We start from the raw sequence: 26,430 nt of genomic DNA, 5'->3' as shown, positions 1-26,430 counted from the left end.
TGGCTGTATTTTCCCTAAGGTTGGGTAATATACGAAGGGGCATATTCAAGCTACAACCGAAATTTTGTGCTGATACATAAAAGTTGCACTAGACAAAAATAATTGAAGGAGTACAATGTAACAATAAACATAAAAATTTAGATATATCATGAGCGGTTTGTACCGCATCAATATCTCCAAATCAATAATTCAAAGTCAGGTGATTATCGTATGAGTAAAAAAAATCCGTTCAACGCTCCTTCAAGAGAATCATTATCTACTGCGGGCATGGCCCCTTCCCTTGGAGAAGCACATAGTTCCATGAAAGTTCCGCAGAATGCTGCATGGTGGAAGAAATTCCTCGCCTTTGTAGGCCCAGGATACCTCGTTGCCGTAGGTTACATGGACCCGGGGAACTGGGCAACAGATATCGCAGGCGGCTCGCAGTTCGGGTATACCTTGTTATCCGTTATCCTGTTATCGAACCTGATGGCCGTTGTCCTTCAGTCGCTGGCTGGCAAGCTCGGTATCGTCACTGGACGGGATCTGGCTCAAGCCTGTCGTGAACGATTCAGCATGCCTGTTGTTATGATGTTATGGATTCTGTGTGAGCTTGCCATTGCAGCTACCGATCTGGCTGAAGTCATTGGTTCTGCCATCGCATTAAAACTGTTATTTAACATCCCCATGTTATACGGCGTTATCATCACCGCAGTTGATGTACTCCTGATTCTTGTTCTGCAAAACAAAGGCTTCCGCGCTTTGGAAACTCTCGTCATTGTGCTGATGGCAACAATTGCCCTCTGCTTCGGGATTGATCTGTTTCTGGCAAAACCGGATATGGGCGGTGTTCTCCATGGTTTTGTACCAAATGTTGAGATCCTGCAAAACCCGGCTATGCTCTATATTGCCATTGGTATTATCGGAGCAACCGTGATGCCGCATAATCTGTACCTGCATTCTTCCATTGTGCAGACCCGTCAGATCGAACAGACACCACAGGGCAAAAAAGAAGCCATTCGGTACTCGACCATGGATTCTACGATTGCGCTGACACTGGCCCTGTTCATCAATGCAGCCATCCTGATTGTATCTGCCGCTGTATTTCACAGTGCTGGTATGACGCAGGTTGCTGAGATCGCTGATGCCTATCATCTGCTGACACCTCTATTGGGTACTACGGTCGCAAGTATCCTGTTCGGTGTGGCGCTGTTAGCATCAGGTCAGAACTCTACCCTTACAGGTACACTCGCTGGGCAGATCGTTATGGAAGGTTTCCTGAACATTCGAATTCCGGCTTGGCTACGCAGACTGGTCACACGTCTGATCGCCATCATCCCCGCGGTAATTGTGACAGCCATTGCAGGAGAACATGGCACAGAAGAACTACTCATTTTGAGCCAGGTCGTCCTGTCGCTTCAATTGCCGTTTGCTGTAATTCCCCTGGTGATGTTCACGAGTGATAAAAAAAGCATGGGTGCATTCGCCAACAAATTGTGGCTCAAAATCATCTCATGGGTCATTGCCGCGATTATCGTTGTGCTGAATGTATATCTGATCATTCAGACGATTCGGTTATTCTAATCTCATTTTAATTGGCTAAATACTAAAAAGGCTGATCAACTCCGGTATTTTATACCCAGTTGATCAGCCTTTATTGTTGCAATACAGCAACATGTTTCCTTTTATAGTAAAACTCAAACTCCAATAAACAACCATCTGCATCTAATCCTGATTTGGTATCAATAACGGCAAGAGTTGATCCAATGAATCAACGGTCCAATCCGCACGTTTGTCATCCGATAGTTCTGGCTGGAATCTTCCGTAACCCTGCATAATTCGAATCGTACGCATGCCCAGCTTCCGAGCAGGTATAATGTCGTTATCGATCCGATCGCCGATCATGACGGCTTCCTCCGGTTCACAACCGGCCTGCTTCAAGGCCACAGCGTATAACTCAGGGTCTGGCTTAGACACTCCTTCTTCAGCCGAACATGCCAGAACATCAACATACTTCCGCAAGCCATAGCTTTCCAGTCTCTCTTCCGTTCCAGGACTCTGATTGGCAATAATGCCAATGCGATAATGCCGTGACAACTGCTGAAGAACGGAATCCGCTGAAGGAAAAGGACGTTCAAGATCTTTTTGAAACTTCAGCTTGTCCTGAATCTGTTTCTGATGCCCCTCGTCTTCAACGAATGTGCGAATCGCCACTCTCATAGGCCATTGCTCATATTTTCGGTAACAACTCGCGAACAGTTCGCGTACCGCCTCAATTGTCACCGGATACCCCAAAGCACAAGCTTCACGGACAAACTGTCCGATAATATCATCAACCGGCTCCCATTCATCCACCAGCGTATCTCCAACATCAAAAAACAACCATTTCAATCCACCTACATCCGGCACGCCAATTCCTCCTTGTAAGCATAAAAAAGAAGACTCACCATCCTGCATGAGTCTCCTCAAACTTCCGTTTATCGATACATTCAATTATAACAGGCACCTTACACCTGAGCAATCACAAGCTATGGCATTAACCATTGAGGAGAAAGCCAACTTCCCCATTGAGCGAATATACAATCCGGTCTGCGCCCATGCCCCGATAGATGCCCTTAGGATGACTCTGCTCCGTAATGACGCACAGGGATTTCGATGTCCATGAACGGCAGATCTGTAAATAACGACAGGTCAGATTCAGGCTGTTCTCGAAAATAAACACGTTGCCTACGCTGCCCTGCGGCAAAAACCATTTTTGAGCTGCAGCCGTATTCATGCGAATGACATGTTCTACTCCGATTCTACGGAGTCTTCGCTCTTCCCCTGCACTGTTGGTTAGAACGGCAAACGGCATTTTTTTGTACATCAGCAATTTGATAAATTTACGTCCTGCTTCATTTGGAGCAGTCACTAAGATCATCTCAGTATCCATCATTCGTTCCTCCCTTGGCGTGAAAAGACAACAAAAAAGAAGCGTGGGGGACCAAGGCCTCCCGAACGCTTCTTAAATAACCCATGGCGAAAACACCATGAACCAGCGTACGGCTTGTTGCCTCTCCCTTTAACGCTTACGAGGTTAGCTGACGGATTCGGGCGCGAGAGTCGCCCTATTTCCGGCTGTCACCGGAAAATTCACCCCATGAATGCCCACTGTCCTGGACAGCGCATTCCGTTGGTTCCCCCGTTTCCCATTCATTAATGAATGGAAACTCAGCGATTAAAATATCGTTCGTATATCTTAAGGTAAGATCGAGCGATATTATCGTTTGTTTCGTTTTTCAAGTACAATTTAGTTTAAATTGAAATTACGTTATGAATCATACACCCGTGCCATGTCGGTGTAAAGTCCGCCCAGATCACCAAATCGGCAGATTTTTGCCAATTCCTATCCATAATAACGCTTACAACAAAGTTATACTCTATCTATCTCTTCAAGGCTATCTAATTCTCACTCTGGCGTAAATCACTTCGCAATTCATTCACGTATTCTGCACAACTTGCCTGTTTTGATTCTTTTAACACCATATTAGTTTTGCAATATTTAATTGCAACCAATATAATAGAAGATATAAGAGTAAATAAATGGAGGCGATTTAGATGACAGTCTACGATTACAAAGTGAATACCCTTCGCGGTCAAGAAGTTGAAATGTCCGACTACCGTGACAAAGTGCTCCTGATTGTGAATACGGCAAGCTCATGCGGCCTTACCCCTCAATTCAAAGGTCTGCAAGAATTGCAAGACAAATTTCAAGATGCTCCATTTGAAGTTCTTGGTTTCCCAAGCAACCAGTTTGCACAGGAAAAAGGATCTTCCGACGATATTGCCGAGTTCTGTCAGATGAATTATGGCGTGAGCTTCCCCATGTTTGAGAAAATTGATGTGAACGGTTCAAGCGCTCACCCTCTTTTCCAACACCTTAGCACAGAAGCTCCTGGCCTGCTCGGCTCCAAAGCAATCAAATGGAATTTCACCAAATTCCTGGTGAATCAGAACGGACAGGTCATTAAACGTTATGCTCCCAAAACAACACCGGACAAGATTGAAGAAGATATCAAGAATTTGCTGCAAAAATAATACACAGGCCACCCGTAGCCGGTAGGTAGAGCAACATTCCTCCGGTAATGGATGGCCTTTTTTCAACCCAGATGTCATACTGTTCGAAAAAGACAAAAAAAGCAGCTTCCCATTAATGGAAAGCTGCTTTTTAATCGTTCATATGATGCGGTCGAGAGGACTCGAACCTCCACGGGCATACGCCCACTACCCCCTCAAGATAGCGTGTCTGCCATTCCACCACGACCGCATGTCGTAAATAATCGGCAACAGAATTGATTATACCGGGTTCAGAACTAAAAGTAAAGTATTTTTTAATACTTCTTTTTCAGCTAGGCATTTTCATCAAAAATCGCATAATCTCGTCATCATTACCCATGAACTGCATATGATTAGATTTGATCCCCTCTCTTTAGGTAAGAGCCGATCTTGTTGGTTCATTTATATATAGTCCTTCCTTATATATAGTCCTCCCTGCACTTCGCAAAATAAATAACACAATAAGTTATATAAAATAACACAAATATTAAATCCCAGATTTAATCCATTAAATTTCACGGATACCATTGACAAAAAGCGGACATTCATGGGATGATAACTATCATATAATTCGGATTTCTAAACACAAAGCAAACAAAAAGGAACATAAATGTCACTTTAAGTTACATTAAACGAACACAGGAGGCGAATGATTGTGAACCGTGGGAATAAGCTGCTCGATTATGTCAAACTGCTTGATTCCTCTATTCAGGTTGGAGGGTTCACCCATTCCTTCGGCATGGATATCCATATCAGGGAGGGTACCATTCGTAATGCTGAAGATCTCGAATCATTCATGCGTTGTCAGTTGCATCCGAGCATCGTTCGTCTTGAAGGTATGGCTATCAAAGGCATCTATACCGCAACAGATCACAAGGATACATGGCGGATAGCTCTGATCGACAAGCTCGTCCATGTTCAGCGAACCCCTGGAGATCTCAGAGAACAAGCTGCCGCCATGGGTAAACGATTGATCAGACTCGCACGCGCTCTGCACCCCTGGATTGAATTCAGCCAGCTCGAACAGATCTTTGCCAAATATGATTCGGTTGGCTGCCTCTCCACTGTTCACGCCTGGATTAACCACCACCTCGACATCCCGGTCGAGGAGGCGGTCCTTGGTTACCTGCATTCAGCCATGAATGCCTGCATAACCGAAGCCTCCAAAGTCATTCCCCTGAACAACGATACAACCAAGGATCTGATGGTCCGCCTGGCCACAGATCTGGAGAATGAATGGAAGACCGTCAGCGCCTCGGCTGCGGATGGACTGGCACAGCCAACCTCGATGTCCATGAAATCGTTTTTCCCCAGTTTCCATATGCTCGGAGCTGGACTTCATGCCTACAGGGCCTAATCCTCTTCCTCCTCATACCTGCTCCCCTTCATTCAAACAAACTAAAAAACACGCGGCAACCTCCTTGCCGACGTGTTTTTTGTCATTTTATTTGTTTTATTTACGTATTTACGCCATTTATAATCACAAAATACACTTTTTTCCGTCTTTTTTAATTGTTAGATGACGAATTTACGTATATAATGAAACATACAGCTCGCATTTCTATATATTCTACATGAAGAAAGAGCGGCTGAATACTACATTCTAACCAGGGGTGAACCCTTTTGAACAAGAAAAAACCAGTTACTCCGTTCGGATGGGCCATCAAACGACGGCTAACCGAACTTCAAGTGGACCAGAAGACCTTTTGTGAACAGCATGGCATCCCACCCTATCGTTTATCCAATCTTATTCACGGCACACGCAAAGCAACCCGATTCAGACACCTGGTCGCTGATATTTTGGATATTCCAGATGAACTGAGATAAGATTTCTGCCAAAGGAGGGTCTCATCCATGAGACATGTTACATCCGATCTGGAGAGGCTGTCGTTCCAGTCCATACGTCACCAGCTCATCATTGTTGATGACAATTGGATTATCCAAAGTTGTAACCGTGCCTGGCAACAGGGACTTGGTCAATGCTCACCAAACCCGGATATACACAGTAGTCATAGACACTACCTGCACCTGACGGAAGCCTGGGCAAAACGAGGCAAGAACGCTAACATGGCACTTGTCGCACAGAATTTGAAAGAACGCGGAATACCCTTTAATCGAAATCATACATATGACATCTGCGTGTATACTGTATACAACGAAAAGAGGTGGTTTCGTGTAGAACTCACCCCTCTATCTTATTCAAATTCAATTCTGGATACCGATCTCGCTTTAATTGCACACATGGATATTACCGAACAAAGAAAGACAGAACACCAATTGAAGAAAGCATTGTCTGAAGTGCGCACATTGCGCGGACTGCTGCCTATTTGCGCTGTCTGCAAACAAATCAAGGACGAAGAGGAACACTGGAACTCCGTTGAGAGTTATCTGGAGAAGCATACCCACGCCGAATTCACGCATGACATCTGTCCGGAATGCATCCGGCGGTTATATCCGAAATACTCGAATATCCTGGACAAGCGCTCCTAAAACCTTTCTCCACTGGCCGACTAACTACAACTATACGGAGAGATGATGTTCAAACTGCGACATATCCAGTTCTTGCGGTGTCCCATGCAGGGTTATGGTTCCTTTGTCCATGATATAGATGTAATCTGCGGCACTTCGTACAAAATCAATACTCTGCTCTACCAGCAGAACCGAGAGGTCCCCCTTTGCCTTGAGCTGCAAAATAACCTGCCGAATGTCCTCCACGATAGAAGGCTGGATGCCTTCTGTCGGCTCATCCAGTAGCAACAACCCCGGACGCGAAGCCAATGCCCGGGCGAATGCCAACTGCTGCTGCTGTCCACCACTCAGATCCCCGCCCTGCCGTCCATACATCGTAGCAAGCACCGGGAACATCGCCAGTACATCCTCCGGGAACGTTTTTACTCCCGGTGCACTTGTCTCCAGACCGAGCAATAAGTTTTCTTTCACCGTAAGCTGCGGGAAAATCTCCCGCCCCTGCGGTACATAACCAATCCCTGCCCTTGCCCGCTTGGCTGAGTCCAAGGTGGATAACTCCTGATTTTGCCACTGAATACTGCCCTTGCGTGATTTGAGCAGCCCCATTAATGTTTTCATCAACGTTGTTTTCCCCACACCGTTACGGCCCATCAGACACACCACCTGTCCAGGCTGTACATCCAGGTTCACACCACGAAGCACATTGCTTTCCCCGTAGCCGGATTCAATTCGTTGCAGCGACAGCATGGTCATCCCTCCTTTTGCCCAGATACACTTCCGCCACTTTCGGGTCTGCCTGTACCTCCGCCATCGTACCTTCCTTCAGCAGTTTTCCTTCATGCATCACCGTTACCTTGGCTGCGAACTCTCGCACAAACTCCATATCATGCTCCACCACCACAACCGAGCGCTCACGCGCAATCTCTTGCAGAAGTCGCCCGGTCTTGTGTGTTTCTTCATCCGTCATGCCTGCGGCTGGTTCGTCCAGCAACAACACCCGTGGCTCCTGCAGAAGCAGCATGCCGATCTCCAGCCACTGCTTCTCCCCATGCGATAACGCTCCTGCACGAGCATCAACGCGGTCTCGCAGACCAATCTGGAGGGTAACATGCTCCATGGCAGCACTCATTTTCCCATATCGACGAATACCGATGGCTTGCAAAGGGGAACGGCGAGTCTCCGCCGCCAGCGTCAGATTCTCCTGCACCGTCAGACCCGCAAAGATCGATGGCGCCTGGAATTTGCGTCCCACACCTTTGCGAACAATCTGGTGCTCCTTCAGTCGTGTTAATTCCGTGCCATCCGCCATCTTCACCGAGCCGGACATGGGTTTTGTTTTGCCACATATCACATCCAGCATCGTTGTTTTTCCAGCACCATTGGGTCCGATCAGAAAATGCAGGTCATGTTCATGCAACTTCAGGTTCATGCCTTTGACAGCAACGAACCCACCAAAGGCTACCGTAATATCCTCGGCTACCAACACCGCTGATTCCTCAGTAGACTTTAGGTTTTTCCCGAGTGACTTGGACATGCGCACTCTCTCCTCTCCGCTTCAGCAAGCGAACGACATGACGATATACACCTACAATACCGTTTGGCATGAACAAAACTACTGTTACAAAGAGTCCACCAATGACGAACAGCCACCCCTCGGGGTAAGCCTCACTTATGCCTGTTTTGGCTGCATTCAGCACCACCGCTCCGATAACCGCTCCAATAAGCGTACCGCGACCACCCAATGCAACCCACAGGACCATCTCAATGGAGGGTACAATCCCCATCATCGATGGCGAGATAATACCCACCTGAAGAACAAACAACATGCCCGCGATACCTGCAAGCGCACCGGAAAAAGCAAAAGCCAGCGTTTTATATCCTGCCGGATCATATCCGAGGAATCGCACCCGATTCTCTCCATCACGCGCAGCTTCGAGCACTTGGCCGAACCGACTGTTCACCATTCGACGACAGAGCATATAAGCGATCACCAGAACAGCAAGCGTTATATAGTAGAGAGCAATCGTCGTTCCAGCGGAATGAAGTGTAAAACCAAAGATCGAATTATATCCGGTGATGCCATTTGTCCCACCCGTCCATTCCTGTTTACCAACAAAGAGTGTTACCGTAATGAGAACCAAGGCTTGAGTCAGGATGGTAAAATAAACACCGGTGATCCGGTTACGGAACGTAAACCACCCCAGGGCAAAGGCAAGCAATGCCGGAAGGGCTATCCCCAATAACAGCGCCACCGGGAAAGAGCGAAACGGTTCCCAGAACCACGGCAGACCACTGAGACCACTCCATCCCATGAAATCAGGAAGTGTTGCTCCACTGGCCTGAAGCTTCAGATACATCGCCATCGCGTACCCACCCAGACCAAAGAACACCCCATGCCCAAGACTCAACACACCCCCATATCCCCAGATCAGATCGAGACCGATGGCCAGGATTGCCAGCGCCAAAAACTTGGCTAACAGACTCAGACGAAACTCCGTGGAGATTAGTGGAGCAAGACACATCATGATCAGTACAACCGCCCAGATAATCCTCATTTTCAGACTGCCAGTCTTGAGTAAAGCGGACATGAACTAACCCCCTTTTTCACGTTAATCGAGACTCCGTGTGCGCATCGCGACCAATCCGCGTGGTTTCCATTGCAGGAAAGCAACGATACATACAAACACAAGCACCTTGCCAATGGAGGCCGAGGTATAGGTTTCGAACAGCGTGTTGAACATACCAATCCCCAATGCACCACACACGGTTCCAACCAATTTCCCAACGCCACCCAGAACAACGACCATGAACGCATCCACAATATAATACGTACCAAGCGAAGGACCAATCGGACCAATGAGCGTTAATGCACAGCCAGCAATTCCGGCAATGCCCGAACCAATCGCAAAGGTCATGCCATCCACCCGCCGGGTCGAAATCCCAAGACACCCCGCCATGCTCCGATTTTGCATTACAGCCCTCATTCGTCTTCCGGAAGATGTTCGATAGATATAGAGATACATACACAGCAGCACCACCGCAACCAGTGCGATAATGAAGATTCGTTTATACGGAAATACAATACCATCCGAGATCGCCAATCCCCCATTGAGCCAAGCCGGACTGGATACTCCCACGTTCGGCGCTCCGAATATCGTACGGGCCAGTTGTTGCAGCATCATGCCTACACCCCATGTCGCAAGCAGACTATCAAGCGGCCTGCCATACAGATGCCTGATCAGAACCACTTCAAGCAACCAGCCAATTAGAGCCGCTACAATGAACGCAATCGGCAGAGCCACAACAAAATAGGCACCAAACCACGTTGCTGGAGCATAGGACATGAACAGATTTTGTGTTACATATGTTGCATATGCACCGATCATGATCAGTTCACCGTGAGCCATATTGATGACATTCATCAGCCCAAACGTTACTGCAAGCCCCAATGCAATCAACAACAGAATTGAACTGATACTCAGACCATTGAACATCTGCAGGATAAACATATCCATCGCTATCCCCTCCTCCATACCGTGACTCTCGATATTTCACATGAATTCAATTATGGGCAGTAACATTTTCCACATCACAGTAACGCTTTACCGCGATAAGGTAAGAGGATGTGTTGTCACACCCTCGTTTATGTTTCAGCTGCTTTGAAGCGAGTTGCCTGTTTTATTGCGAGGTTTCTATGTTATTTAGCGCTGAGGGTTGCTCCCCATTCATACGTTTTCAGATAAGGGTCCGGCTTGACAGGCTCACCAGAATTCCATAATTCCTTGAACTGCCCATCCTCCTGCACCTCACCGATCCGTACGGTTTTGTAGATATGCTGATTCTCTCCATCCACGGTTACCTTACCTTCCGGGGCATCAAACTCCAGACCCTTGGCAGCTGCCTTCACCTTCTCCACGTCGGTTGATCCTGCTTTTTCCACCGCCGCCTTCCAGAGATAAACCGCCACATATCCCGCTTCAATCGGATCAGCTGTCACTCGATCAGCACCGTATTTTTCTTTATACTTGGCAACAAATGTTGCATTCTCAGGTGTATCTGTTGTCTGATAATAATTCCACGAAGCCAGATGTCCCTTCAATACGTCTGCGCCAATACCACGGATTTCTTCCTCCGCCACACTTACCGAGAGGGTCGTCATCTGATCCGAGGAGATTCCGGCATCCTTCAATTGTTTGAAGAAGGCCACATTGCTATCTCCGTTCAGTGTATTGTATACAATATCCGGCTTCGCAGCCTTGATTTTGCTAATGATCGTACTATAATCGGTATGTCCCAGCGGTGTATATTCCTCACCCACCACTTCGCCGCCTTCTGCTGCGAGTTGCGCCTTAATGACCTGATTGGCCGTTTTTGGGAATACATAATCTGAACCGAGCAGATAAAACGTCTTGCCCCTGTTCTCCAGTAACCAGGTTACGGATGGAACGATCTGTTGATTGGTTGTTGCTCCTGTATAAAAAATATTTGGCGACGATTCCAATCCCTCATATTGCACCGGGTAAAACAATAGACCCTTGTTCTGTTCAAACACTGGGAGCATAGCCTTCCGACTTGCAGAGGTCCATCCACCAAATACAGCAGCAACCTTATCCTGCTGCAGTAACTTCCCAGCCTTCTCCGCAAAAGTAGGCCAATCCGAAGCGCCATCCTCAATTACAGGCTCGATCTGTTTACCCAAAACTCCGCCAGCGGCGTTAATCTCTTCAATGGCAAGCATCTCCGCATCTTTAACAGATACTTCACTGATCGCCATCGTTCCGCTGAGAGAGTGAAGAATGCCAACTTTAATCGTATCACCGGATGCAGATGGTTCTCCTGTACCACCTGAACCTGAAGCCTCAGGCGGCGCAGTGCCCTCCACACATCCTGTCATCACAATGACCGCACCCAGCAAAATACTCCATAACTTGACCGACCTCTTCTTCAATAGCCTACACTCCCTTTTTTTAGTCTATTGACGAACATTAAGGTCATTTGCGTCCGAAATGTTCGTTGATCCAAATTATGGAGGGTTACTCTCTTCATGTCAATATAGCTTACATAATTTTATTTCATGCCTACTCGTTTCATGCATACTGCTAATATGCCTTGAAGCTTATTGACAAAGGATTCACCCTGTGTGAGTATATTTAACATACAATATGATCCATGAACATATCAGACATTATAAGCGAAAGGTCGGATTGCCTTGCACTGGACTGAGCAGGAAAAGGAAAAACTCCTGATTACCGTGGCCGCTAACCTCGCCCGTGAACGAAGAGCACGCGGACTTAAGTTGAATGTTCCCGAAGCCATCGCCTTGTTGACCTCCGAACTGATGGAACGAGCACGGGATGGAATGAGTGTTGCCGAATTAATGAGATACGGAGGCACCATCCTGACACGCGAAGACTGTATGGATGGTGTTCCCGATATGATTCCTGAAGTACAGGTAGAAGCCACATTTCCTGACGGTACAAAACTGGTTACTGTACATGAACCTATACGCTGAGAAAGGCAGGAGAAACCATGATTCCTGGTGAATACCGTTTGAAGCCAGATGACGACATCATCTGTCATCCGGATCGTTTAACCCTACGACTCCTTGTCCTTAATCGCGGCGACCGCCCCGTCCAAGTCGGCTCTCACGTTCACTTCTATGAAGTTAATGCAGCACTGGACTTTGATCGCACGTCAGCTTTTGGACATCGTCTGCACATTCCGGCAGGCACCGCAGTTCGCTTCGAACCTGGTGAAGAGAAACCGGTTGAACTCACGACCTTTGGCGGCAAACGCCAGATTCACGGGTTCAACGGATTAACCGAAGGCTCTGCGGATCAAGCTCCTGATCCACTGAAACTGGAGGCATTCCTGAAGACGTTCTCCCCTCCCATACAAGATGGAGGTGAACCTTCATGAAACGAATGAGCCGCGAACAATACGCGTCCATGTTTGGACCCACAACCGGTGATGCCGTAAGACTTGCGGATACCGAACTATGGGCAGAGATTGAACATGATTATGCCGTCTACGGTGATGAGAGCAAGTTCGGGGGCGGCAAGGTCATCCGCGATGGGATGGGCCAGTCCACCTCTGCACTTCGCAGTGACGGCACTCCCGATACTGTTATCACCAACGCCATCATCATCGATCATTGGGGCATTGTAAAAGCGGATATCGGCATTCGAGATGGTCGCATCTGCGCCATTGGCAAATCCGGCAACCCGGATACAATGGATGGTGTTCATCCCGCACTGGTCATCGGTGCTTCCACCGAAATCATCGCCGGTGAAGGCATGATTGTAACCGCTGGCGGTATTGATACCCATATTCATTTCATCTGCCCACAGCAGATTCAGACTGCATTATCCTCCGGGGTCACGACCATGATCGGCGGCGGAACAGGACCGGCAACAGGAACCAAAGCCACCACCTGCACACCAGGAGCCTGGCACATCCACCGGATGTTAGAATCGGCAGAGGCTTTTCCCATGAACATCGGTTACCTTGGCAAAGGTAACAGTTCCAACACCGCACCTTTAATCGAACAGATTGAAGCGGGCGTAATCGGCCTGAAGTTGCATGAGGATTGGGGCACTACCCCAAGCGCTATCGATGCCTGCCTGACTGCCGCCGGGGAACATGATGTTCAAGTGGCTATCCATACCGATACATTGAACGAAACCGGATTTCTCGAAAACACCCTGGCTGCAATCAACGGCCGGACGATCCACACGTACCATACGGAAGGCGCTGGTGGCGGACACGCACCGGATATTATCCGGGCCGCTGGGGAGTCCTACGTTATCCCCTCATCAACCAACCCAACACGACCGTACACACGCAACACTGTAGAAGAGCATCTCGATATGTTGATGGTGTGTCATCACCTGGACCCTTCCATCCCGGAAGATGTAGCTTTTGCAGATTCGCGGATTCGTCCCGAAACCATCGCAGCCGAAGACATTTTGCATGATCTTGGCGTGTTCAGCATCATTAGTTCCGATTCACAAGCCATGGGCCGAGTGGGCGAAGTCATTATCCGCACCTGGCAGACAGCCGACAAAATGAAAAAACAGCGCGGCAAACTTGAACTCAACCCGAACTCACCTTCCGATAACGATCGGATCAAGAGATATGTCGCCAAGTACACCATCAATCCAGCTATCGCACACGGAATCGGTCATCTCGTCGGTTCGGTGGAAGTTGGAAAGCTGGCAGATCTAATCATATGGAAACCGGCCTACTTCGGTGTTAAACCCGAGATTGTCATCAAGGGTGGCATGATTACATTTGCCCAGATGGGTGATCCCAATGCGTCCATCCCGACACCTCAGCCCGTATTTGGCAGACCGATGTTCGGAGCTTATGGTAGCGCCATTGCCAGCGGATCAATCACCTTTGTCTCCCAAGCCGCAGCAGATGCCGGGATCAAAGAATCATTGGGCCTGAAAAAGCGGGTTGAACCCGTTAAAGGCTGTCGCTCAGTCAGCAAAAAAGACATGATTCATAACGACGTCACCCCTGTCATTGAAGTCGATCCCGAAACCTATGAAGTACGCGCCGACGGTGAGCTTCTCACCTGCGAACCCGCAGAAGAGTTGCCTATGGCACAGCGGTACTTTATGTTTTGATAGGAATACGGATTAGCTAATAAGGGGGCACTCATGATGAATAGTGGCACGAAGCTACTCCGTTATGTTCAGCTGCTGGATTCGGCCCTGCCCATCGGTGGTTTCTCCCACTCCTTCGGTCTGGAAGCTTACACGCATGATGGCACCGTGCAAAATACCGCGCAGCTTGAACAGTTTATTCGCAGCCAGCTTCATTCCAGTCTTGTACGACTAGATGGTCTTGCCATCAAAGGCGTCTATCAGGCGATAAAACAGCAAGATGCCGCTCTACTTGCCCTGTATGATAAACGTGTCCACGCCCAGCGCTCCCCTCGGGAACTTAGGGAAAGCGGCCACAAAATGGGAAAACGACTGCTCAAGCTGGCCCGTTCACTCTATCCATGGATGGACTTTTCCCTAATTGATGAGGCCATACGGGAATACGGCGCGTATTGTGGCATCACGACCATTCACGGTTATATCAACTATCAATTGGAGATTGAATTGGATGAAGCCGTTACCGGGCATCTGTATACCTCAGTGAACGCTTATGTGAACAGCGCACTTCGCCTGCTGCCCATCGGACAAACCGAAGCGCAGATGTTGATTCAGAAACTGCTTGATGATATCGAAGCGGAATGGGCTCTCATTCGGGAAAATGACCCGGAAGATATGCACAGCTTCGGAATTGCCCAGGAAATCTACGCCATGCGGCATGAGACCTTACCCGCGCGGCTGTTTATGTCTTAACTACAACTTTTATCTAACTTAGGAGGAATTGTTATGTGTGGAGGAGCTAATCATACGCATCATCCGGAGTGGGAACGTAAAGCATTTGATCGGAGTCGTCCGATGCGAATTGGAATTGGCGGACCGGTAGGTTCAGGTAAAACAGCCCTTGTGGAGAAGCTGTCCAAGGCACTGCGTACACGTTATAGCCTTGCTGTCATCACGAATGACATTTATACCAAGGAAGATGCCGAAATCTTGCTGCGTCAGAATGCACTGGCACCAGAGCGCATTATCGGCGTAGAGACAGGCGGATGCCCTCACACGGCTATTCGTGAAGATGCCTCCATGAATTTCGAAGCAGTTGATGAGTTAATTGAACGTTTCCCGGATCTGCAACTGATCTTCATCGAAAGCGGCGGCGACAATCTCTCCGCTGCATTCAGTCCGGAACTCGCTGATGTGTTCATCTACATTATCGACGTTGCTCAAGGAGAGAAACTCCCTCGCAAAGGCGGTCCCGGCATCACGCGCTCAGACCTGCTGTTAATCAACAAAACCGACCTCGCCCCTTATGTTGGAGCAAGCCTGGAAGTTATGAAAAATGATACCGAGCGGGTACGCGAAGGCCGCCCTTATGTCATGTCTAATCTAATGAGCGGTGAAGGTGTGTCCGAGATTGTCCACTGGCTTGAACATCAATATATGGATGACGATGCTTCCGCTGCACATCTGCATTCACACAGCCATGAACATGGCACTCACTCGCATTAATTCATCTTCTGTCCCCACCGGAACAGAGATAAATAGGAATGAAAGTGCAGGTGCGCCCGTCACACGCCGCAGCGAGCTTCGGGCCACCTTTGCCTTTCAAGGCGACCGGACTGTCATGACCGATCGTTATTACAGCGCACCGCTCAGGTTTAGCCGATCCTTTCGACCTCCCGGAGGCGGAACCGAATTATGTGTGTACACGTCAGACGTCTCGCCCGGAGTCCTTAACGGGGATCTTTATCATTCCGAGTGGGAATTAGGTGAAGGCACCCATGTCATGTTGAGCAGCACATCTGCTACCAGACTCCATCCCACACCTTCCATTCCTTCATCCGTTAATCATCACTTTCGGTTGGGAAAAGGGGCCACGCTGGAATACTTCCCTGAATGCGTCATTCCCTTCAAGGGAAGTTCTTCTTCGCTCGCTGTAACCTTTGAGCTGGAAGAACAGGCAATCCTGGCCTATGCAGATATCTGGTCTGCCGGACGGATTCATCGGGGAGAAGCGTTCCAATTCGAGCGTTACCGCAGCTTGACGGAGATATGGCAAGGTGAGCAACTGGCTGTCTGGGATCGATTCGGACTCGAACCGGATACCGATGATCCCAAACACTCGGCGTCTCTCCTTCACTACACACATACTGCTGCGTTATGGATGATCGCCCCGGGGCTTGGTACTGTGGAGTTGGAGCAAGTCAGATCCGCGCTGCCACCAGATGGACGAATGCTCGCAGGTGCAAGTTTGCTGGCAACCGGAGGCATCGGCGTTCGACTCCTTGGCATGGCAGCTTGGGAGCTTCAGGAGCAGTGTCTTCATATCTGGAACACACTCCGCCCCCATCTGCTGGGCAAAGAAACTCTTGTCTTTCGTAAATAAGGGCATCAAGCATAGTTAACACCAAAAAACCTCTGAACTGTCTCCGAGTGTGTTCGGATTAGTCCAGAGGTTTTTGTACATTCAGTCTATGGATGCTGCTCATATCACTTACGCTTCGTTTTCCTCAGAATCGTTCTCTGATTTGTTCTCAGGTTTATAGCGATAGTCGCCAGCATCCTTGCTTTCCTTGGATTTACGGTAACGGGTGAACTCAATATATTCGCTGATAAAAGACTGTTCCACAGTCGATAATTCACTTTCTTGGCAATTCAATTGCCGCAAAACGTCAAAAAAATAATCCTCCCGTTTTTCCCGAACCATCGCTTCCTTCGATGGACGTCCAATCATGAGCCAGTCGAGGCTCACATCAAAAAACGAAGCAATCTCAATTAATTTATTCGTACTCGGAATAGACTTGCCACGTTTCCAATCACCCAGATTGCCTGTGCTAATCTTCAGCTGTTGGCAGAAAGCCTTCTTGGTCATTCCTCGTTCGGCAATCAGGTGTTCAATTCGCTCATAGATCGACTGCATACAAGAACCGCCTTCCAACCGTAATAATCAACTCATCTGCTTGAATTATACCACATTATTCCTGAATGCTCAGCCTTTATATGCCTGGAACAGGATGAGGTATATCGTATAACACAAAGATAGACTCCCATGAATGATCATAGAAGTCTATCTTATATTGTTGCTGTGATGCGGTCGAGAGGACTCGAACCTCCACGGGTATACACCCACTACCCCCTCAAGATAGCGTGTCTGCCATTCCACCACGACCGCATATTCAATTGTAAAAATGGTGAGCCATGAAGGGCTCGAACCTTCGACACCCTGATTAAAAGTCAGGTGCTCTACCAACTGAGCTAATGGCTCTTGCTGTAAACTTCACCGGATGTGCCATGCTTCATTCTTGTCTATAAGAGCAATGACTTTGAGGATTACTCATCGAAAATGTAGATCTCATGAGGTGGTGAAGATATGACCCGTAGGGGATTCGAACCCCTGTTACCTCCGTGAAAGGGAGGTGTCTTAACCCCTTGACCAACGGGCCTTAATAACAAGTTGTCTTTCTTGGCGACAAGAATGAGTATACCACAGGACAATTTGAACTTGCAATACTTTTTTTGAAATTTATTTTTCAAGCCTTTTTGCCCATTACATACTGTTCTTCCGAGCCCCTTTATTAGCCACCTCCCGTTCATGCCAATGTCATCCCCGTGCAGGAACAATGTAAATCATTCATCAAAACACTTATAAAAACTTACGTTCACTTATAATATTGCAAATCACATTAAAAATACTTATAATTAAAGTATCAGTATAAGTACGGTCATCCATACACTCGGAGGTGACATGTTTGTTTCAAGAAGAACGAATGCAGCTCATTGTTGAACATCTACGCAAACACAATCGCATCTCAGCCGATGATATTGTCGCCTTGTTTGATGTATCACGGGATACTGCACGCAGGGATCTGATTAAGCTTGAGGAACAGGATGCCATTATCCGAACACGTGGCGGCGCGATTCTCCCCCCTCCTCCGCAAGAATTCAGATCCTACAAAGACCGTTTACTCGATGTATCTGAGGAAAAGAGGGCCATCGGAAAACTCGCTGCGGCCATTGTAAGGCAAGGCGAGATCATTATTCTGGACTCTTCCACGACTGTGCAGGCCTGTGCCGAGAACTTAAACGGCAAATCCTGTACCGTCATTACCAATTCGATTCATTCCGCTGATCTTCTCTCCAATCACACTGCTGTCCAGATTCGTTTGCTCGGAGGCAAAGTAGATAAGGAACAACGTTATGTCTACGGTACCTCTGTTATCGAGACCCTCTCCCACTATTATGTAGATAAAGCCTTTATCGGAATTGGCGGTATCACCATGGATGGCTTCAGTGCTTCCGAAGAGGAAGGGAAAATTAAACACCAAATGATGAAAGCTGCCAAGAAAGTTGTTGTTCTTGCAGATCAATCCAAGTTTGATAGACGTTATGGTTATCGTTTTGCCGACTGGTCGTTGGTGGATGTATTGATTACGGATCAATGGCCAACCAAAGAATGGCTTGTTTTTCTAGCCGAACAACAGGTTGAGATTCTCATTCCTGAACCAACAGATGATAAGGAGTTGTAAATATATGAAATTATTTGCCACAGATTTAGATGGAACTTTGTTGAACATAGATAGCCAGATTAGCCCGGAGAATGCCGCAGCCATCCAAAAGGCCCAGCAATCCGGTATGAAAGTTACCATCGCAACAGGACGTGTCTATTCCGATGTTGTGACCATCAGCCGCGAAGGCGGAATCAAAACCCCAATTATCGGCTCCAACGGAGCGACAATTCATGACGCAGACGGTGAACGTTTATTCCATCTTCCGCTTGAGCGTGATACAGCAGCTTCCGTCATGCAGTGGCTGGAAGATCATGATGTCTATTATGAGGCTTCAACGCAACAAGGCATCTATGCCCCGCGTAGCAGTCATGAGACCTTGCTCGCCGAGATGGAACGTGTTCTTGGTTCGAACCCTGGTGAGGACATTGCACGCATGATTCGCTCCATCAAGAAACACTATGACAAAAAAGACTACCACCGCGTAAACAGCCATCTCGAAATTCCGGCAGAAGCCTACATCTATAATATTATGGCCTTCTCCATGAATCCGGACAAAGTAAAGACAGGACGAGAATACTTCTCTTCCCGATCTGATGTCGCTATGGTTGTATCCTTTGAGCATAACTTCGAAATGCAGCACCCGGACGTCTCCAAAGGTAATGCCCTCACCAAACTGGCGGCTCACCTGAACATCTCCATGGAGGATACAGTAGCTATTGGCGATAACTTCAACGATGTCTCCATGTTAAAAATGGCAGGACTCGGCATCGCCATGGGTAATGGCGAACCCGAAATCCAGGCATTAGCCAAAGCCATAACGCTGACCAATGTGGAGCACGGTGTTGCCCATGCCATCGAGTGCCTGCTCGAGGGTAAACCGGTATCCCGCCCAGAAACGATTGTCGGAGAAGGTCAGTAATCGAACCCATCCTGAATTGAGCACTGAACCTGCATGGTCACCTGTTGAGCCATGCAGGTTCTCTTTATTTTAACTCAGCAGATCGAACGTGAGGCACATCCTGTAACAAAATAATCAGTTGCTCGCCCCGGTATGAACCCGGCAGTTGCAATGTGAACTCAAGCACAGTCTCTTCCACGGAGTCTGTGCTTGTTTGCTGTTCAGTCTTAAATCCGATGACTGAGATCTTCTCCTGTCCCAGCAGTGCCAAAACCGTCTTCAGGGCCTCTCCCTCATTTTGAAGATGGATGGTTAACGTCTCTGTTCGGGCGGATACCAGCCAGCGTGTGGGTCTATGCAGTAACATCTGTGCCACGACAATAAGCAGCGTCACGCCTGCACCCGTCCAATACAGACCTGAACCCACAGCAAGTCCCATGCCTGCCGTAGCCCATATGCCAGCCGCTGTGGTCAATCCCCTGACCGTGTGACGCTGTGTGAAGATCATGCCCGCTCCAATGAACCCCACACCGCTAACGACTTGTGCAGCGATCCTTGAAGGGTCTAGGGACAGATTGTCCCAGCCAGCCTGATCCTGAAATCCGTACTTCGATACAATCATCATCAAGGCAGCACCTACAGCGACCACAAAATGAGTACGGATACCCGCTTCTTTCATTCGATTCTTGCGCTCATATCCGATTAGCATACCACATATTCCAGCTATGAGTACACGCATCAAATATTCCACTTCCATGCACATCACCTCTTTCATTATGTATATGCTTACATGAGTCTATCTTTACTATTACCCAATCTTTCACTGACTAATAAAAAGCCTCTACTCAGGTCAATTCTCTGCCCGGAAATTTTCCCCTTGTCTCTTGCCCAATCCGAAATAATGTCTGAAATTATATATCAGCGGATGCCATTCCTCCGGATTAATTTTGTTCGGTCCAGATATTAGTCTTGTGTGCGCGTGCACCTTCAACGCTTTCACTTCAACAATCGCCATGAACGGTGTATGTTCGGGAATACGTATGTGTTGTACAGCCGCTTCAATCTGGAGCGGACATTCAACTATTTTATCTGGCGCCACCTGAACCGAGCATTCAGATGTCAGTCCAGCTACAGTGAATTTATCATGACAATATTCATAGCCCATCTTCCTTTTCTCCTCAGGAACCGGGGTAACTCCCGTATAACGACCCAATGCCTCAACCTGTTTCCACATGGTCGCATCCGGCAGATTAATTACACACTCCGGGTGTCGACTCAGATTTTCATAGGCTTTGCCGTGTGTACCTAGACCGAGAACCAGACAATCCCCCAGTGCCCAAGACGAGGATAATGGTGACAGGTTGGTTGATCCATCCTCATTTAATGTGCTCAGCAGCACTACAGGCGTACCATAATATAAAATACTGGGATTAATCGTCTCATGTTGAATCACTTCTTGACTCGCGGACAACTGCTCTGTAGCGAAGTACTGTTTCGTTATCTTTTTCATCCTGTACCTCTCCTGTTCCCATTCCAATGCTTTATAAGCTCAATCTGACCCCTATGGGACGATACAACTCGATTGTAATACAGTAATAGTTCAGGTATGATCGAAGTATGAATGTATATCCGAATATTACTGTTATTGCGTCGTTAATCGCTGATCCAAGCCGCGCTATTTTTCTATCATCCTTACTGGATGGCCGTGCGTTGCCCGCAGGAGAGCTTGCTCATATGGCAAGTGTCACTCCCCAGACGGCAAGCAGCCATCTAGCTAAACTCGTAGAGGGAGGATTACTCGAAGTTGAACAACAAGGGCGCCACCGATACTACCGTCTTGCAAACAAAGAAATTGCTAATCTGATTGAAAGCATGGCCAGTATTGCTCCACCTGTACAGATCCGCTCTCTCAAACAATCCGATCAGCTTCAACAACTGAGTCATGCACGGACCTGTTATGGTCATCTGGCCGGGAAATTGGGAATCTCGCTCTGTGAAGCCTTAGTACAAAAGGGGTATCTTTCAGACCCCGAAGAGGCACACAGCAAGGATTATCAAGTTACAGAGAAAGGAATACAGTGGTTCACTACGTTCGGAATTGAACTTCAGATGAAGCCGGGATCACGCCGGGCCATCGCTCGCAAATGTCTGGATTGGAGCGAACGCCGTCATCATCTCTCAGGTATGCTTGGGGAACAACTCAGACATCGGTTAGCGGAACTGGACTGGATTCGTCAAAAAACAGGAAGTCGCTCTGTCGAAGTAACGGAAGCAGGCAAGAAAGGTTTATACGAGGTGTTGAGCATTTCACTTTAAGCAGAAGTGTATACGAGCGATAACCAAAGATCAGTAAACGCAAAAAATCCTCTTCACACTGACCGTTAACCGGTCTAATGTGAAGAGGATTTTTTGTGCAATCAGAACGGAGAAAGAGGAGTACTCTCACTTCGTTCGAGACTGCGAAGTATTGCTAACGAAGCTTATGCTCCGACGAACCTTTAGGGTTCTCATCCCTTTGCAGAGAAGTTTAATTCAGAACGGAGAGAGAGGGATTCGAACCCTCGCACCGCTTACGCAGTCTAACCCCTTAGCAGAGGGTCCCCTTATAGCCACTTGGGTATCTCTCCAAGAAATGGCTCCCCGAACAGGGCTCGAACCTGTGACAACTCGATTAACAGTCGAGTGCTCTACCAACTGAGCTATCAGGGAAAATTAACTTGAATAAGATTAATCTACCATGATTAATAATCCAAGTCAACATCCCTTCCATCACTTTCTTTAATACATTGAACGAAACGCACATCAGATATTCTGAAGCCCCAGTTTTCCCGCGCAACGACCACAACGATAACGCTTAGGATCTATTTTCCGCTTGCGCAAATATTCCGTACCACAGCTCTTGCACACCAGCTTATAACGATATGGCAGCGGCTTTCTGCCTTTGCCGTCAGGAAGTGATTGGCAGTAACGCGAACCGCCTACCTTCTGCAATAAAGCCTTGAATTCCGGGTCACGATGCTGATAGCCGCGCCCACGAATATGCAGATGATAGTGACACAGCTCATGCTTGATGATTTTCTCAACCTCATCTCGCCCATAGGCTTCGAGTTGATGCGGATTGATCTCAATCCGGTGACTTTTAAGCATATAACGCCCACCCGTCGTGGTCAGGCGACTGTTAAACAACGCTTCATGGGTGAACGGCACTCCGAAATGATCCAGTGATACCTGTTCAATCCATTGTTGCAATTCCTCATTTTCCATCGATATCCTCTCCTTGCACCCCCTCGGAGCATTTGTTTTTCCGGTATAATACTTGAATTTTAACCGTTTCGTAGGCTACACTGTCAAGTAGAATGTATGAGGGGAGATTATTACTCGTTATGCCTACAATGCGCTATGTCATCCTGCAGCAGGAACAACACTTGCAGTTCGTGGAAATGCCCGCAGATTACGCCTATCAACTCAGTGCGCTCAACCTGCGCCTGCACAAGGAAATTGATAAACTCACTGCAGCAGATGTCCCTGTCCTGCCTTGGGCGATCGCCGAATGTGACAGCCTCGATCTCCTAAACGAAAATCTTACTATCATCGGCGGCCTTGATTATATCAATGCGCTTGAAGAATCTTTTGCAGTACTACGTGAAAGCCATTATCCTTTGATTTCTCTGCTTACCGAAATCCGGGCTCTTCAGGCCCAATTGGAACAATGGTATGAAGAAGAGATGGAAGCTCTCTAATTCACCGCAGGTATCATTTTATAATGATGAGAACAAAAAGCACATTTCCCTGAATTGGGATTTGTGCTTTTTTTTGAGTGAACCAGATTGATTTGCCGGAGGGCTCCACTTATCCCGCACAGTCCAGGCTATTGCCACATATGCTAACGTACAGATGAATTATGCAAGAGGAGGAGATACCCTTGCCTCAATGGCTTTGCAATCAACTGATGCGTGCATTTCACAAAAAGGACAGCCGGCAAATCAAGTTGCTGAACGAATGCTGGTTCTTTTATCGTAACAAACCAGCAAATGGCACACCACGCAGCGCGGAGAACGAACTTTAAGAGGTAGTTCATAAAAGTCTGCTTTGGATTACGAAAGATGGCCTTTTGAACACGCACTTTAAGAAAATGCACATATTGCCCACCGTACTTACTAGAGCAATTAGAACGGATAACGGGACTATTACTGTCGACAACAAACAGCCTTCCTGGTTAGGGAAGGCTGTTCTCCAATCCTACTATTTAAGAAGACTGTTGCGCAGAAGCAGGCTTCTTCATCGTCAGGCCGACACGGCCTTTTTTGGTATCCACATTCATAACCCAGACCGTTACATTATCACCTACAGATACAACATCCATCGGGTGTTTAACATACCCGTTGCTGAGCTGTGAAATATGGACAAGCCCATCACTCTTGATCCCAATATCAACAAAAGCACCAAAATCAATAACGTTCCGAACCGTACCTTGCAGCTCCATGCCTTCCACCAGATCCTCAATTTTCAATACATCTGTACGGAAGATTGGCAACGGCATTTCTTCACGCGGGTCACGCCCCGGACGCTGCAAGCTGTCCAGAATGTCACGCAACGTAGGCACACCTACGTCCAGTTTCACAGCCAATTGTTCTGGCTGTTGCTCTGATAGTAATACCGACAGTTCCTTGCTGCCCAGCTTGTCCAGTGCAACCTGAAGCTCCTTGAACAGCTGATCCACTACCTTGTAAGACTCAGGGTGAATAGGTGTACGGTCCAGCGGGTTCTCGCCCTCACCAATACGCATGAAGCCTACGCACTGCTCATAAGTCTTCGCACCAAGACGTGGCACCTTCTGAAGCTGACGGCGGTTCGTAAACCGGCCATTTTCTTCACGGTACTTCACAATGTTTTTGGCAATCGTAGCGTTAACTCCGGCAACATATGACAGCAACGATGGTGATGCTGTATTCACGTCCACACCCACATGGTTAACTGCGGATTCGACGACAGCCTTCAGGCTTTCTTCGAGAATCTTCTGGGATACGTCATGCTGATATTGACCCACGCCAATGGCTTTTGGATCAATCTTAACCAACTCCGCCAGCGGGTCTTGTACCCGGCGAGCAATGGAAGCTGCACTGCGCTCCGCAACATCCAGATCAGGGAATTCTTCCTGGGCCAGCTTGGATGCAGAATATACACTCGCGCCTGCTTCGTTAACAATCAGATACACAAGACTTTCATCACCGTTCTCCTGAATGATCTCGGCAACAAATTGCTCTGTCTCACGTGATCCGGTACCATTACCAATGACGATTAGTCCGATATCATATTGCTTGATCATCCGATGGAATACTTCGGCAGCTTCACGTTTCTTGTTGTGTGGTGGCGTTGGGTAGGTCACAGCCACTTCCAGCAGTTTGCCCGTATCATCTACTACAGCCAGTTTACAACCGGTACGATAGGCCGGATCGACACCCAGCACACGTTTGCCGTGAATCGGCGGTTGAAGCAACAGGTTACGCAGATTGGCCGAGAATACCGATATGGCCTGATTTTCACCTTTTTCCGTAAGTTCTCCCCGAACTTCTCGCTCGATGGAAGGCGCAATCAGCCGCTTGTATGCATCTTCAATCACATCACGCAGGATATCCTGCACGGCAGAAGCACCACGAATGATCTGTCCTTCCATATGGCGATGGGCCGGTTCTGCCTGTACGTCCAGGCCGACTTTCAGAATACTCTCACGTTCACCGCGATTAATTGCGAGAATACGGTGTGGAGGCATTTTTTTGGCTAATTCGCGGTAATCATAATAATTCTCGTACACGGACTCCTCTTGAGCATCCTTCGCTTCAGAAGTCAGCATCCCGTGATCCAAGGTGTACCGACGAATCCAGGCACGAATGGCAGCATCGTCTGCGATATTCTCCGCGAGAATGTCTTTGGCTCCCTGAAGCGCCGACTCCGCATCTTCTACACCCAATTCAGCATTGATATATTTCGCAGCTTCCTGAAGTACATCTCCTTGTTTCGGTTGACCCCAGATCCATACAGCAAGCTGCTCAAGACCTTTTTCTTTTGCCACACTGGCACGCGTTTTCCGCTTCTGACGGTAAGGTCGATACAAATCTTCCACTTCCTGCAGCTTCACAGCTTGCGTAATGGATTGCTTCAGTTCTCCGGTCAGTTTGCCCTGTTCCTCTATAATACGGATGACTTCCAATTTGCGATCCTCAAGATTGCGCAGATAAACAATGCGTTCTTCAATCGATCGCAGCTGGTTCTCATCCAGCTCTCCAGTCATTTCTTTACGGTAGCGGGCGATAAATGGAATCGTATTGCCTTCGTCCAGAAGCTCCGACGTTGTGCGGACCTGCTTCAAGGACAGTGACAGTTCCTTGGCTACCTGTTTGATGATTCGTTCATGGCGTTCTGCCTTTATTGTTTCTTCATTGGGTTCCAGAACCGTTTCCTGTTCAGACAAAATAAATCCCTCTTTCCTTCCTGAATCGTTCGTTACAATCATTTCAGGGCAGCTTTGCTGCTGTAATTACAGTATAGTTGAACCATTTGTTTCTTCCACTCTACCCTATATTATCACAGAATCACGTCCAGATTTCCATCAATCCGCAAGCATACAAGTTCTGACAGAATGATGTCATCTTCCAGCCTTCCCCATTACGTCAAAAAAAGACCGAAAATCGTCATCACGACGCTCCTCGGTCCTCCATTTTTTTAAAACTTTAAATACAATAGCAATCTAATAAGTGAAACTGCTCATTTACACGATAACGGAGAGGACAGAAAAAACCTGAAAAAGCGAAGCGTTCGCCTTTATCTCCGGATTTTCCCTTTGAGAAAAGGGAATCAAAAAATCTGGGGATAACAG

28 protein-coding genes, 6 tRNA genes and 1 riboswitch are annotated in these 26,430 nt (G+C 47.8%); of the genes, 16 read left to right on the top strand and 18 right to left on the bottom strand.

Going from position 1 to position 26,430, the window contains the following annotated elements; all coding sequences use genetic code 11:
- Window positions 1-267 precede the first annotated feature (267 nt).
- A complete protein-coding gene (locus NSQ20_RS07340) occupies window positions 268-1,563 on the top strand; it encodes an Nramp family divalent metal transporter (RefSeq protein ID WP_036669231.1) in 1,296 nt (431 codons plus the stop codon).
- A 141-nt stretch (window positions 1,564-1,704) separates the two neighbouring features.
- Here NSQ20_RS07340 and NSQ20_RS07335 read toward each other — a convergent pair whose 3' ends face one another.
- Both NSQ20_RS07335 and NSQ20_RS07330 read right to left on the bottom strand, forming a co-directional pair.
- A complete protein-coding gene (locus NSQ20_RS07335) occupies window positions 1,705-2,388 on the bottom strand; it encodes an HAD family hydrolase (protein WP_076319115.1) in 684 nt (227 codons plus the stop codon).
- 127 nt (window positions 2,389-2,515) lie between these two features.
- The gene (locus NSQ20_RS07330) at window positions 2,516-2,914 is read right to left on the bottom strand and encodes a hypothetical protein (protein ID WP_235193755.1); all 399 of its coding nucleotides are present in this window, start codon (window positions 2,912-2,914) and stop codon (window positions 2,516-2,518) included.
- Between the two features lie 115 nt (window positions 2,915-3,029).
- A riboswitch (cyclic di-AMP (ydaO/yuaA leader) is annotated at window positions 3,030-3,205 on the bottom strand.
- A gap of 371 nt (window positions 3,206-3,576) precedes the next feature.
- Here NSQ20_RS07330 and NSQ20_RS07325 point away from each other — a divergent pair.
- On the top strand, window positions 3,577-4,056 hold the full coding sequence (locus tag NSQ20_RS07325) for a glutathione peroxidase (RefSeq protein ID WP_338708041.1): 480 nt from the start codon (window positions 3,577-3,579) through the stop codon (window positions 4,054-4,056).
- Window positions 4,057-4,202: 146 nt separating this feature from the next.
- Here the strand turns inward: NSQ20_RS07325 and NSQ20_RS07320 are convergent.
- Window positions 4,203-4,285 (bottom strand) — tRNA-Leu (locus NSQ20_RS07320).
- 444 nt (window positions 4,286-4,729) lie between these two features.
- Here NSQ20_RS07320 and NSQ20_RS07315 point away from each other — a divergent pair.
- The 3 genes from NSQ20_RS07315 (at window position 4,730) to NSQ20_RS07305 (ending at window position 6,564) form a co-directional block, all read left to right on the top strand.
- Window positions 4,730-5,431: an urease accessory UreF family protein gene (locus NSQ20_RS07315; protein WP_161799427.1), complete on the top strand. Its 702-nt coding sequence runs from the start codon at window positions 4,730-4,732 to the stop codon at window positions 5,429-5,431.
- A 266-nt stretch (window positions 5,432-5,697) separates the two neighbouring features.
- On the top strand, window positions 5,698-5,901 hold the full coding sequence (locus tag NSQ20_RS07310; protein WP_017690011.1) for a hypothetical protein: 204 nt from the start codon (window positions 5,698-5,700) through the stop codon (window positions 5,899-5,901).
- A gap of 27 nt (window positions 5,902-5,928) precedes the next feature.
- Window positions 5,929-6,564, top strand: coding sequence for a hypothetical protein (locus NSQ20_RS07305; protein ID WP_053061478.1), 636 nt, complete (start codon window positions 5,929-5,931; stop codon window positions 6,562-6,564).
- A gap of 30 nt (window positions 6,565-6,594) precedes the next feature.
- On the opposite strand, the gene urtE is transcribed toward NSQ20_RS07305, so the two are convergent.
- From urtE to urtA, 5 genes are all read right to left on the bottom strand, one after another.
- Window positions 6,595-7,290 (bottom strand): urea ABC transporter ATP-binding subunit UrtE, encoded by a 696-nt coding sequence (gene urtE, locus NSQ20_RS07300; RefSeq protein ID WP_338708039.1) that lies wholly within the window; start codon window positions 7,288-7,290, stop codon window positions 6,595-6,597.
- The gene (gene urtD / locus NSQ20_RS07295; RefSeq protein ID WP_338708038.1) at window positions 7,268-8,077 is read right to left on the bottom strand and encodes an urea ABC transporter ATP-binding protein UrtD; all 810 of its coding nucleotides are present in this window, start codon (window positions 8,075-8,077) and stop codon (window positions 7,268-7,270) included. The genes urtE and urtD overlap by 23 nt, the downstream gene beginning before the upstream one ends.
- Entirely contained in the window at window positions 8,040-9,131 is a 1,092-nt protein-coding gene (gene urtC, locus NSQ20_RS07290) for an urea ABC transporter permease subunit UrtC (protein ID WP_127544208.1), read from the bottom strand. The genes urtD and urtC overlap by 38 nt, the downstream gene beginning before the upstream one ends.
- 21 nt (window positions 9,132-9,152) lie before the next feature.
- Window positions 9,153-10,058: an urea ABC transporter permease subunit UrtB gene (gene urtB / locus NSQ20_RS07285; RefSeq protein ID WP_101314096.1), complete on the bottom strand. Its 906-nt coding sequence runs from the start codon at window positions 10,056-10,058 to the stop codon at window positions 9,153-9,155.
- A gap of 182 nt (window positions 10,059-10,240) precedes the next feature.
- Entirely contained in the window at window positions 10,241-11,491 is a 1,251-nt protein-coding gene (urtA, locus tag NSQ20_RS07280; protein ID WP_338708037.1) for an urea ABC transporter substrate-binding protein, read from the bottom strand.
- 261 nt (window positions 11,492-11,752) lie between these two features.
- Between urtA and NSQ20_RS07275 the strand changes: the two genes are divergently transcribed.
- From NSQ20_RS07275 to NSQ20_RS07250, 6 genes are read left to right on the top strand one after another with little or no spacing between them, the layout of a single operon-like run.
- Window positions 11,753-12,055, top strand: a complete 303-nt coding sequence (locus tag NSQ20_RS07275; protein WP_076209470.1) for an urease subunit gamma — start codon at window positions 11,753-11,755, stop codon at window positions 12,053-12,055.
- 17 nt (window positions 12,056-12,072) lie between these two features.
- Window positions 12,073-12,462, top strand: a complete 390-nt coding sequence (locus NSQ20_RS07270; protein ID WP_047842024.1) for an urease subunit beta — start codon at window positions 12,073-12,075, stop codon at window positions 12,460-12,462.
- Complete coding sequence (gene ureC, locus NSQ20_RS07265) at window positions 12,459-14,177, top strand: urease subunit alpha (RefSeq protein WP_338708036.1); 1,719 nt, start codon at window positions 12,459-12,461, stop codon at window positions 14,175-14,177. The genes NSQ20_RS07270 and ureC overlap by 4 nt, the downstream gene beginning before the upstream one ends.
- Before the next feature lie 33 nt (window positions 14,178-14,210).
- A complete protein-coding gene (locus tag NSQ20_RS07260) occupies window positions 14,211-14,906 on the top strand; it encodes an urease accessory protein UreF (protein WP_083677315.1) in 696 nt (231 codons plus the stop codon).
- Window positions 14,907-14,939: 33 nt separating this feature from the next.
- Window positions 14,940-15,659 carry an urease accessory protein UreG gene (gene ureG / locus NSQ20_RS07255; RefSeq protein ID WP_017690021.1) on the top strand — a complete coding sequence of 240 codons (720 nt, stop codon included), beginning with the start codon at window positions 14,940-14,942 and terminating at the stop codon, window positions 15,657-15,659.
- Window positions 15,565-16,536, top strand: a complete 972-nt coding sequence (locus tag NSQ20_RS07250; RefSeq protein ID WP_340032188.1) for an urease accessory protein UreD — start codon at window positions 15,565-15,567, stop codon at window positions 16,534-16,536. Before ureG ends, NSQ20_RS07250 begins: the two co-directional genes overlap by 95 nt.
- 108 nt (window positions 16,537-16,644) lie before the next feature.
- Here NSQ20_RS07250 and NSQ20_RS07245 read toward each other — a convergent pair whose 3' ends face one another.
- From NSQ20_RS07245 to NSQ20_RS07230, 4 genes are all read right to left on the bottom strand, one after another.
- Window positions 16,645-17,070 (bottom strand): helix-turn-helix transcriptional regulator, encoded by a 426-nt coding sequence (locus NSQ20_RS07245; RefSeq protein WP_036610863.1) that lies wholly within the window; start codon window positions 17,068-17,070, stop codon window positions 16,645-16,647.
- A gap of 169 nt (window positions 17,071-17,239) precedes the next feature.
- Window positions 17,240-17,322, bottom strand: a tRNA-Leu gene (locus NSQ20_RS07240).
- A gap of 17 nt (window positions 17,323-17,339) precedes the next feature.
- Window positions 17,340-17,415 (bottom strand) — tRNA-Lys (locus tag NSQ20_RS07235).
- 106 nt (window positions 17,416-17,521) lie between these two features.
- Window positions 17,522-17,593 (bottom strand) — tRNA-Glu (locus NSQ20_RS07230).
- A gap of 306 nt (window positions 17,594-17,899) precedes the next feature.
- Between NSQ20_RS07230 and NSQ20_RS07225 the strand changes: the two genes are divergently transcribed.
- The gene (locus NSQ20_RS07225; protein WP_017690024.1) at window positions 17,900-18,676 is read left to right on the top strand and encodes a DeoR/GlpR family DNA-binding transcription regulator; all 777 of its coding nucleotides are present in this window, start codon (window positions 17,900-17,902) and stop codon (window positions 18,674-18,676) included.
- Window positions 18,677-18,680: 4 nt separating this feature from the next.
- Window positions 18,681-19,577, top strand: coding sequence for a Cof-type HAD-IIB family hydrolase (locus tag NSQ20_RS07220; protein ID WP_338708032.1), 897 nt, complete (start codon window positions 18,681-18,683; stop codon window positions 19,575-19,577).
- A 64-nt stretch (window positions 19,578-19,641) separates the two neighbouring features.
- Here NSQ20_RS07220 and NSQ20_RS07215 read toward each other — a convergent pair whose 3' ends face one another.
- Complete coding sequence (locus NSQ20_RS07215) at window positions 19,642-20,313, bottom strand: MgtC/SapB family protein (protein WP_340032187.1); 672 nt, start codon at window positions 20,311-20,313, stop codon at window positions 19,642-19,644.
- Between the two features lie 93 nt (window positions 20,314-20,406).
- Window positions 20,407-21,066 (bottom strand): flavin reductase family protein, encoded by a 660-nt coding sequence (locus tag NSQ20_RS07210; protein ID WP_340032185.1) that lies wholly within the window; start codon window positions 21,064-21,066, stop codon window positions 20,407-20,409.
- Between the two features lie 107 nt (window positions 21,067-21,173).
- On the opposite strand from NSQ20_RS07210, the gene NSQ20_RS07205 reads away from it, so the two are divergent.
- The gene (locus tag NSQ20_RS07205; RefSeq protein ID WP_340032184.1) at window positions 21,174-21,872 is read left to right on the top strand and encodes a winged helix-turn-helix domain-containing protein; all 699 of its coding nucleotides are present in this window, start codon (window positions 21,174-21,176) and stop codon (window positions 21,870-21,872) included.
- A 222-nt stretch (window positions 21,873-22,094) separates the two neighbouring features.
- On the opposite strand, the gene NSQ20_RS07200 is transcribed toward NSQ20_RS07205, so the two are convergent.
- The 3 genes from NSQ20_RS07200 to NSQ20_RS07190 all read right to left on the bottom strand — a co-directional run bounded on the left by NSQ20_RS07200 (window position 22,095) and on the right by NSQ20_RS07190 (window position 22,820).
- A tRNA-Ser gene (locus NSQ20_RS07200) sits at window positions 22,095-22,183 on the bottom strand.
- Window positions 22,184-22,189: 6 nt separating this feature from the next.
- Window positions 22,190-22,265, bottom strand: a tRNA-Asn gene (locus tag NSQ20_RS07195).
- A 93-nt stretch (window positions 22,266-22,358) separates the two neighbouring features.
- The gene (locus NSQ20_RS07190) at window positions 22,359-22,820 is read right to left on the bottom strand and encodes a SprT family protein (RefSeq protein WP_036669054.1); all 462 of its coding nucleotides are present in this window, start codon (window positions 22,818-22,820) and stop codon (window positions 22,359-22,361) included.
- Window positions 22,821-22,939: 119 nt separating this feature from the next.
- Between NSQ20_RS07190 and NSQ20_RS07185 the strand changes: the two genes are divergently transcribed.
- Together NSQ20_RS07185 and cmpA are read left to right on the top strand one after the other, a co-directional pair.
- Window positions 22,940-23,296 carry a hypothetical protein gene (locus tag NSQ20_RS07185; protein WP_047842018.1) on the top strand — a complete coding sequence of 119 codons (357 nt, stop codon included), beginning with the start codon at window positions 22,940-22,942 and terminating at the stop codon, window positions 23,294-23,296.
- Between the two features lie 182 nt (window positions 23,297-23,478).
- Window positions 23,479-23,622 (top strand): cortex morphogenetic protein CmpA, encoded by a 144-nt coding sequence (cmpA, locus tag NSQ20_RS07180; protein WP_017690033.1) that lies wholly within the window; start codon window positions 23,479-23,481, stop codon window positions 23,620-23,622.
- A gap of 180 nt (window positions 23,623-23,802) precedes the next feature.
- Here the strand turns inward: cmpA and NSQ20_RS07175 are convergent, their stop codons facing one another.
- Window positions 23,803-26,025, bottom strand: a complete 2,223-nt coding sequence (locus NSQ20_RS07175; protein ID WP_340032183.1) for a Tex family protein — start codon at window positions 26,023-26,025, stop codon at window positions 23,803-23,805.
- Window positions 26,026-26,430: the final 405 nt, after the last annotated feature.

Source organism: Paenibacillus sp. FSL K6-1122 (genome assembly GCF_037977015.1).
Taxonomy (GTDB): Bacteria; Bacillota; Bacilli; order Paenibacillales; family Paenibacillaceae; genus Paenibacillus; species Paenibacillus amylolyticus.
The sequence above is the reverse complement of the archived record's forward strand: the minus strand, read 5'-3'. Positions and strand labels throughout refer to the sequence as shown.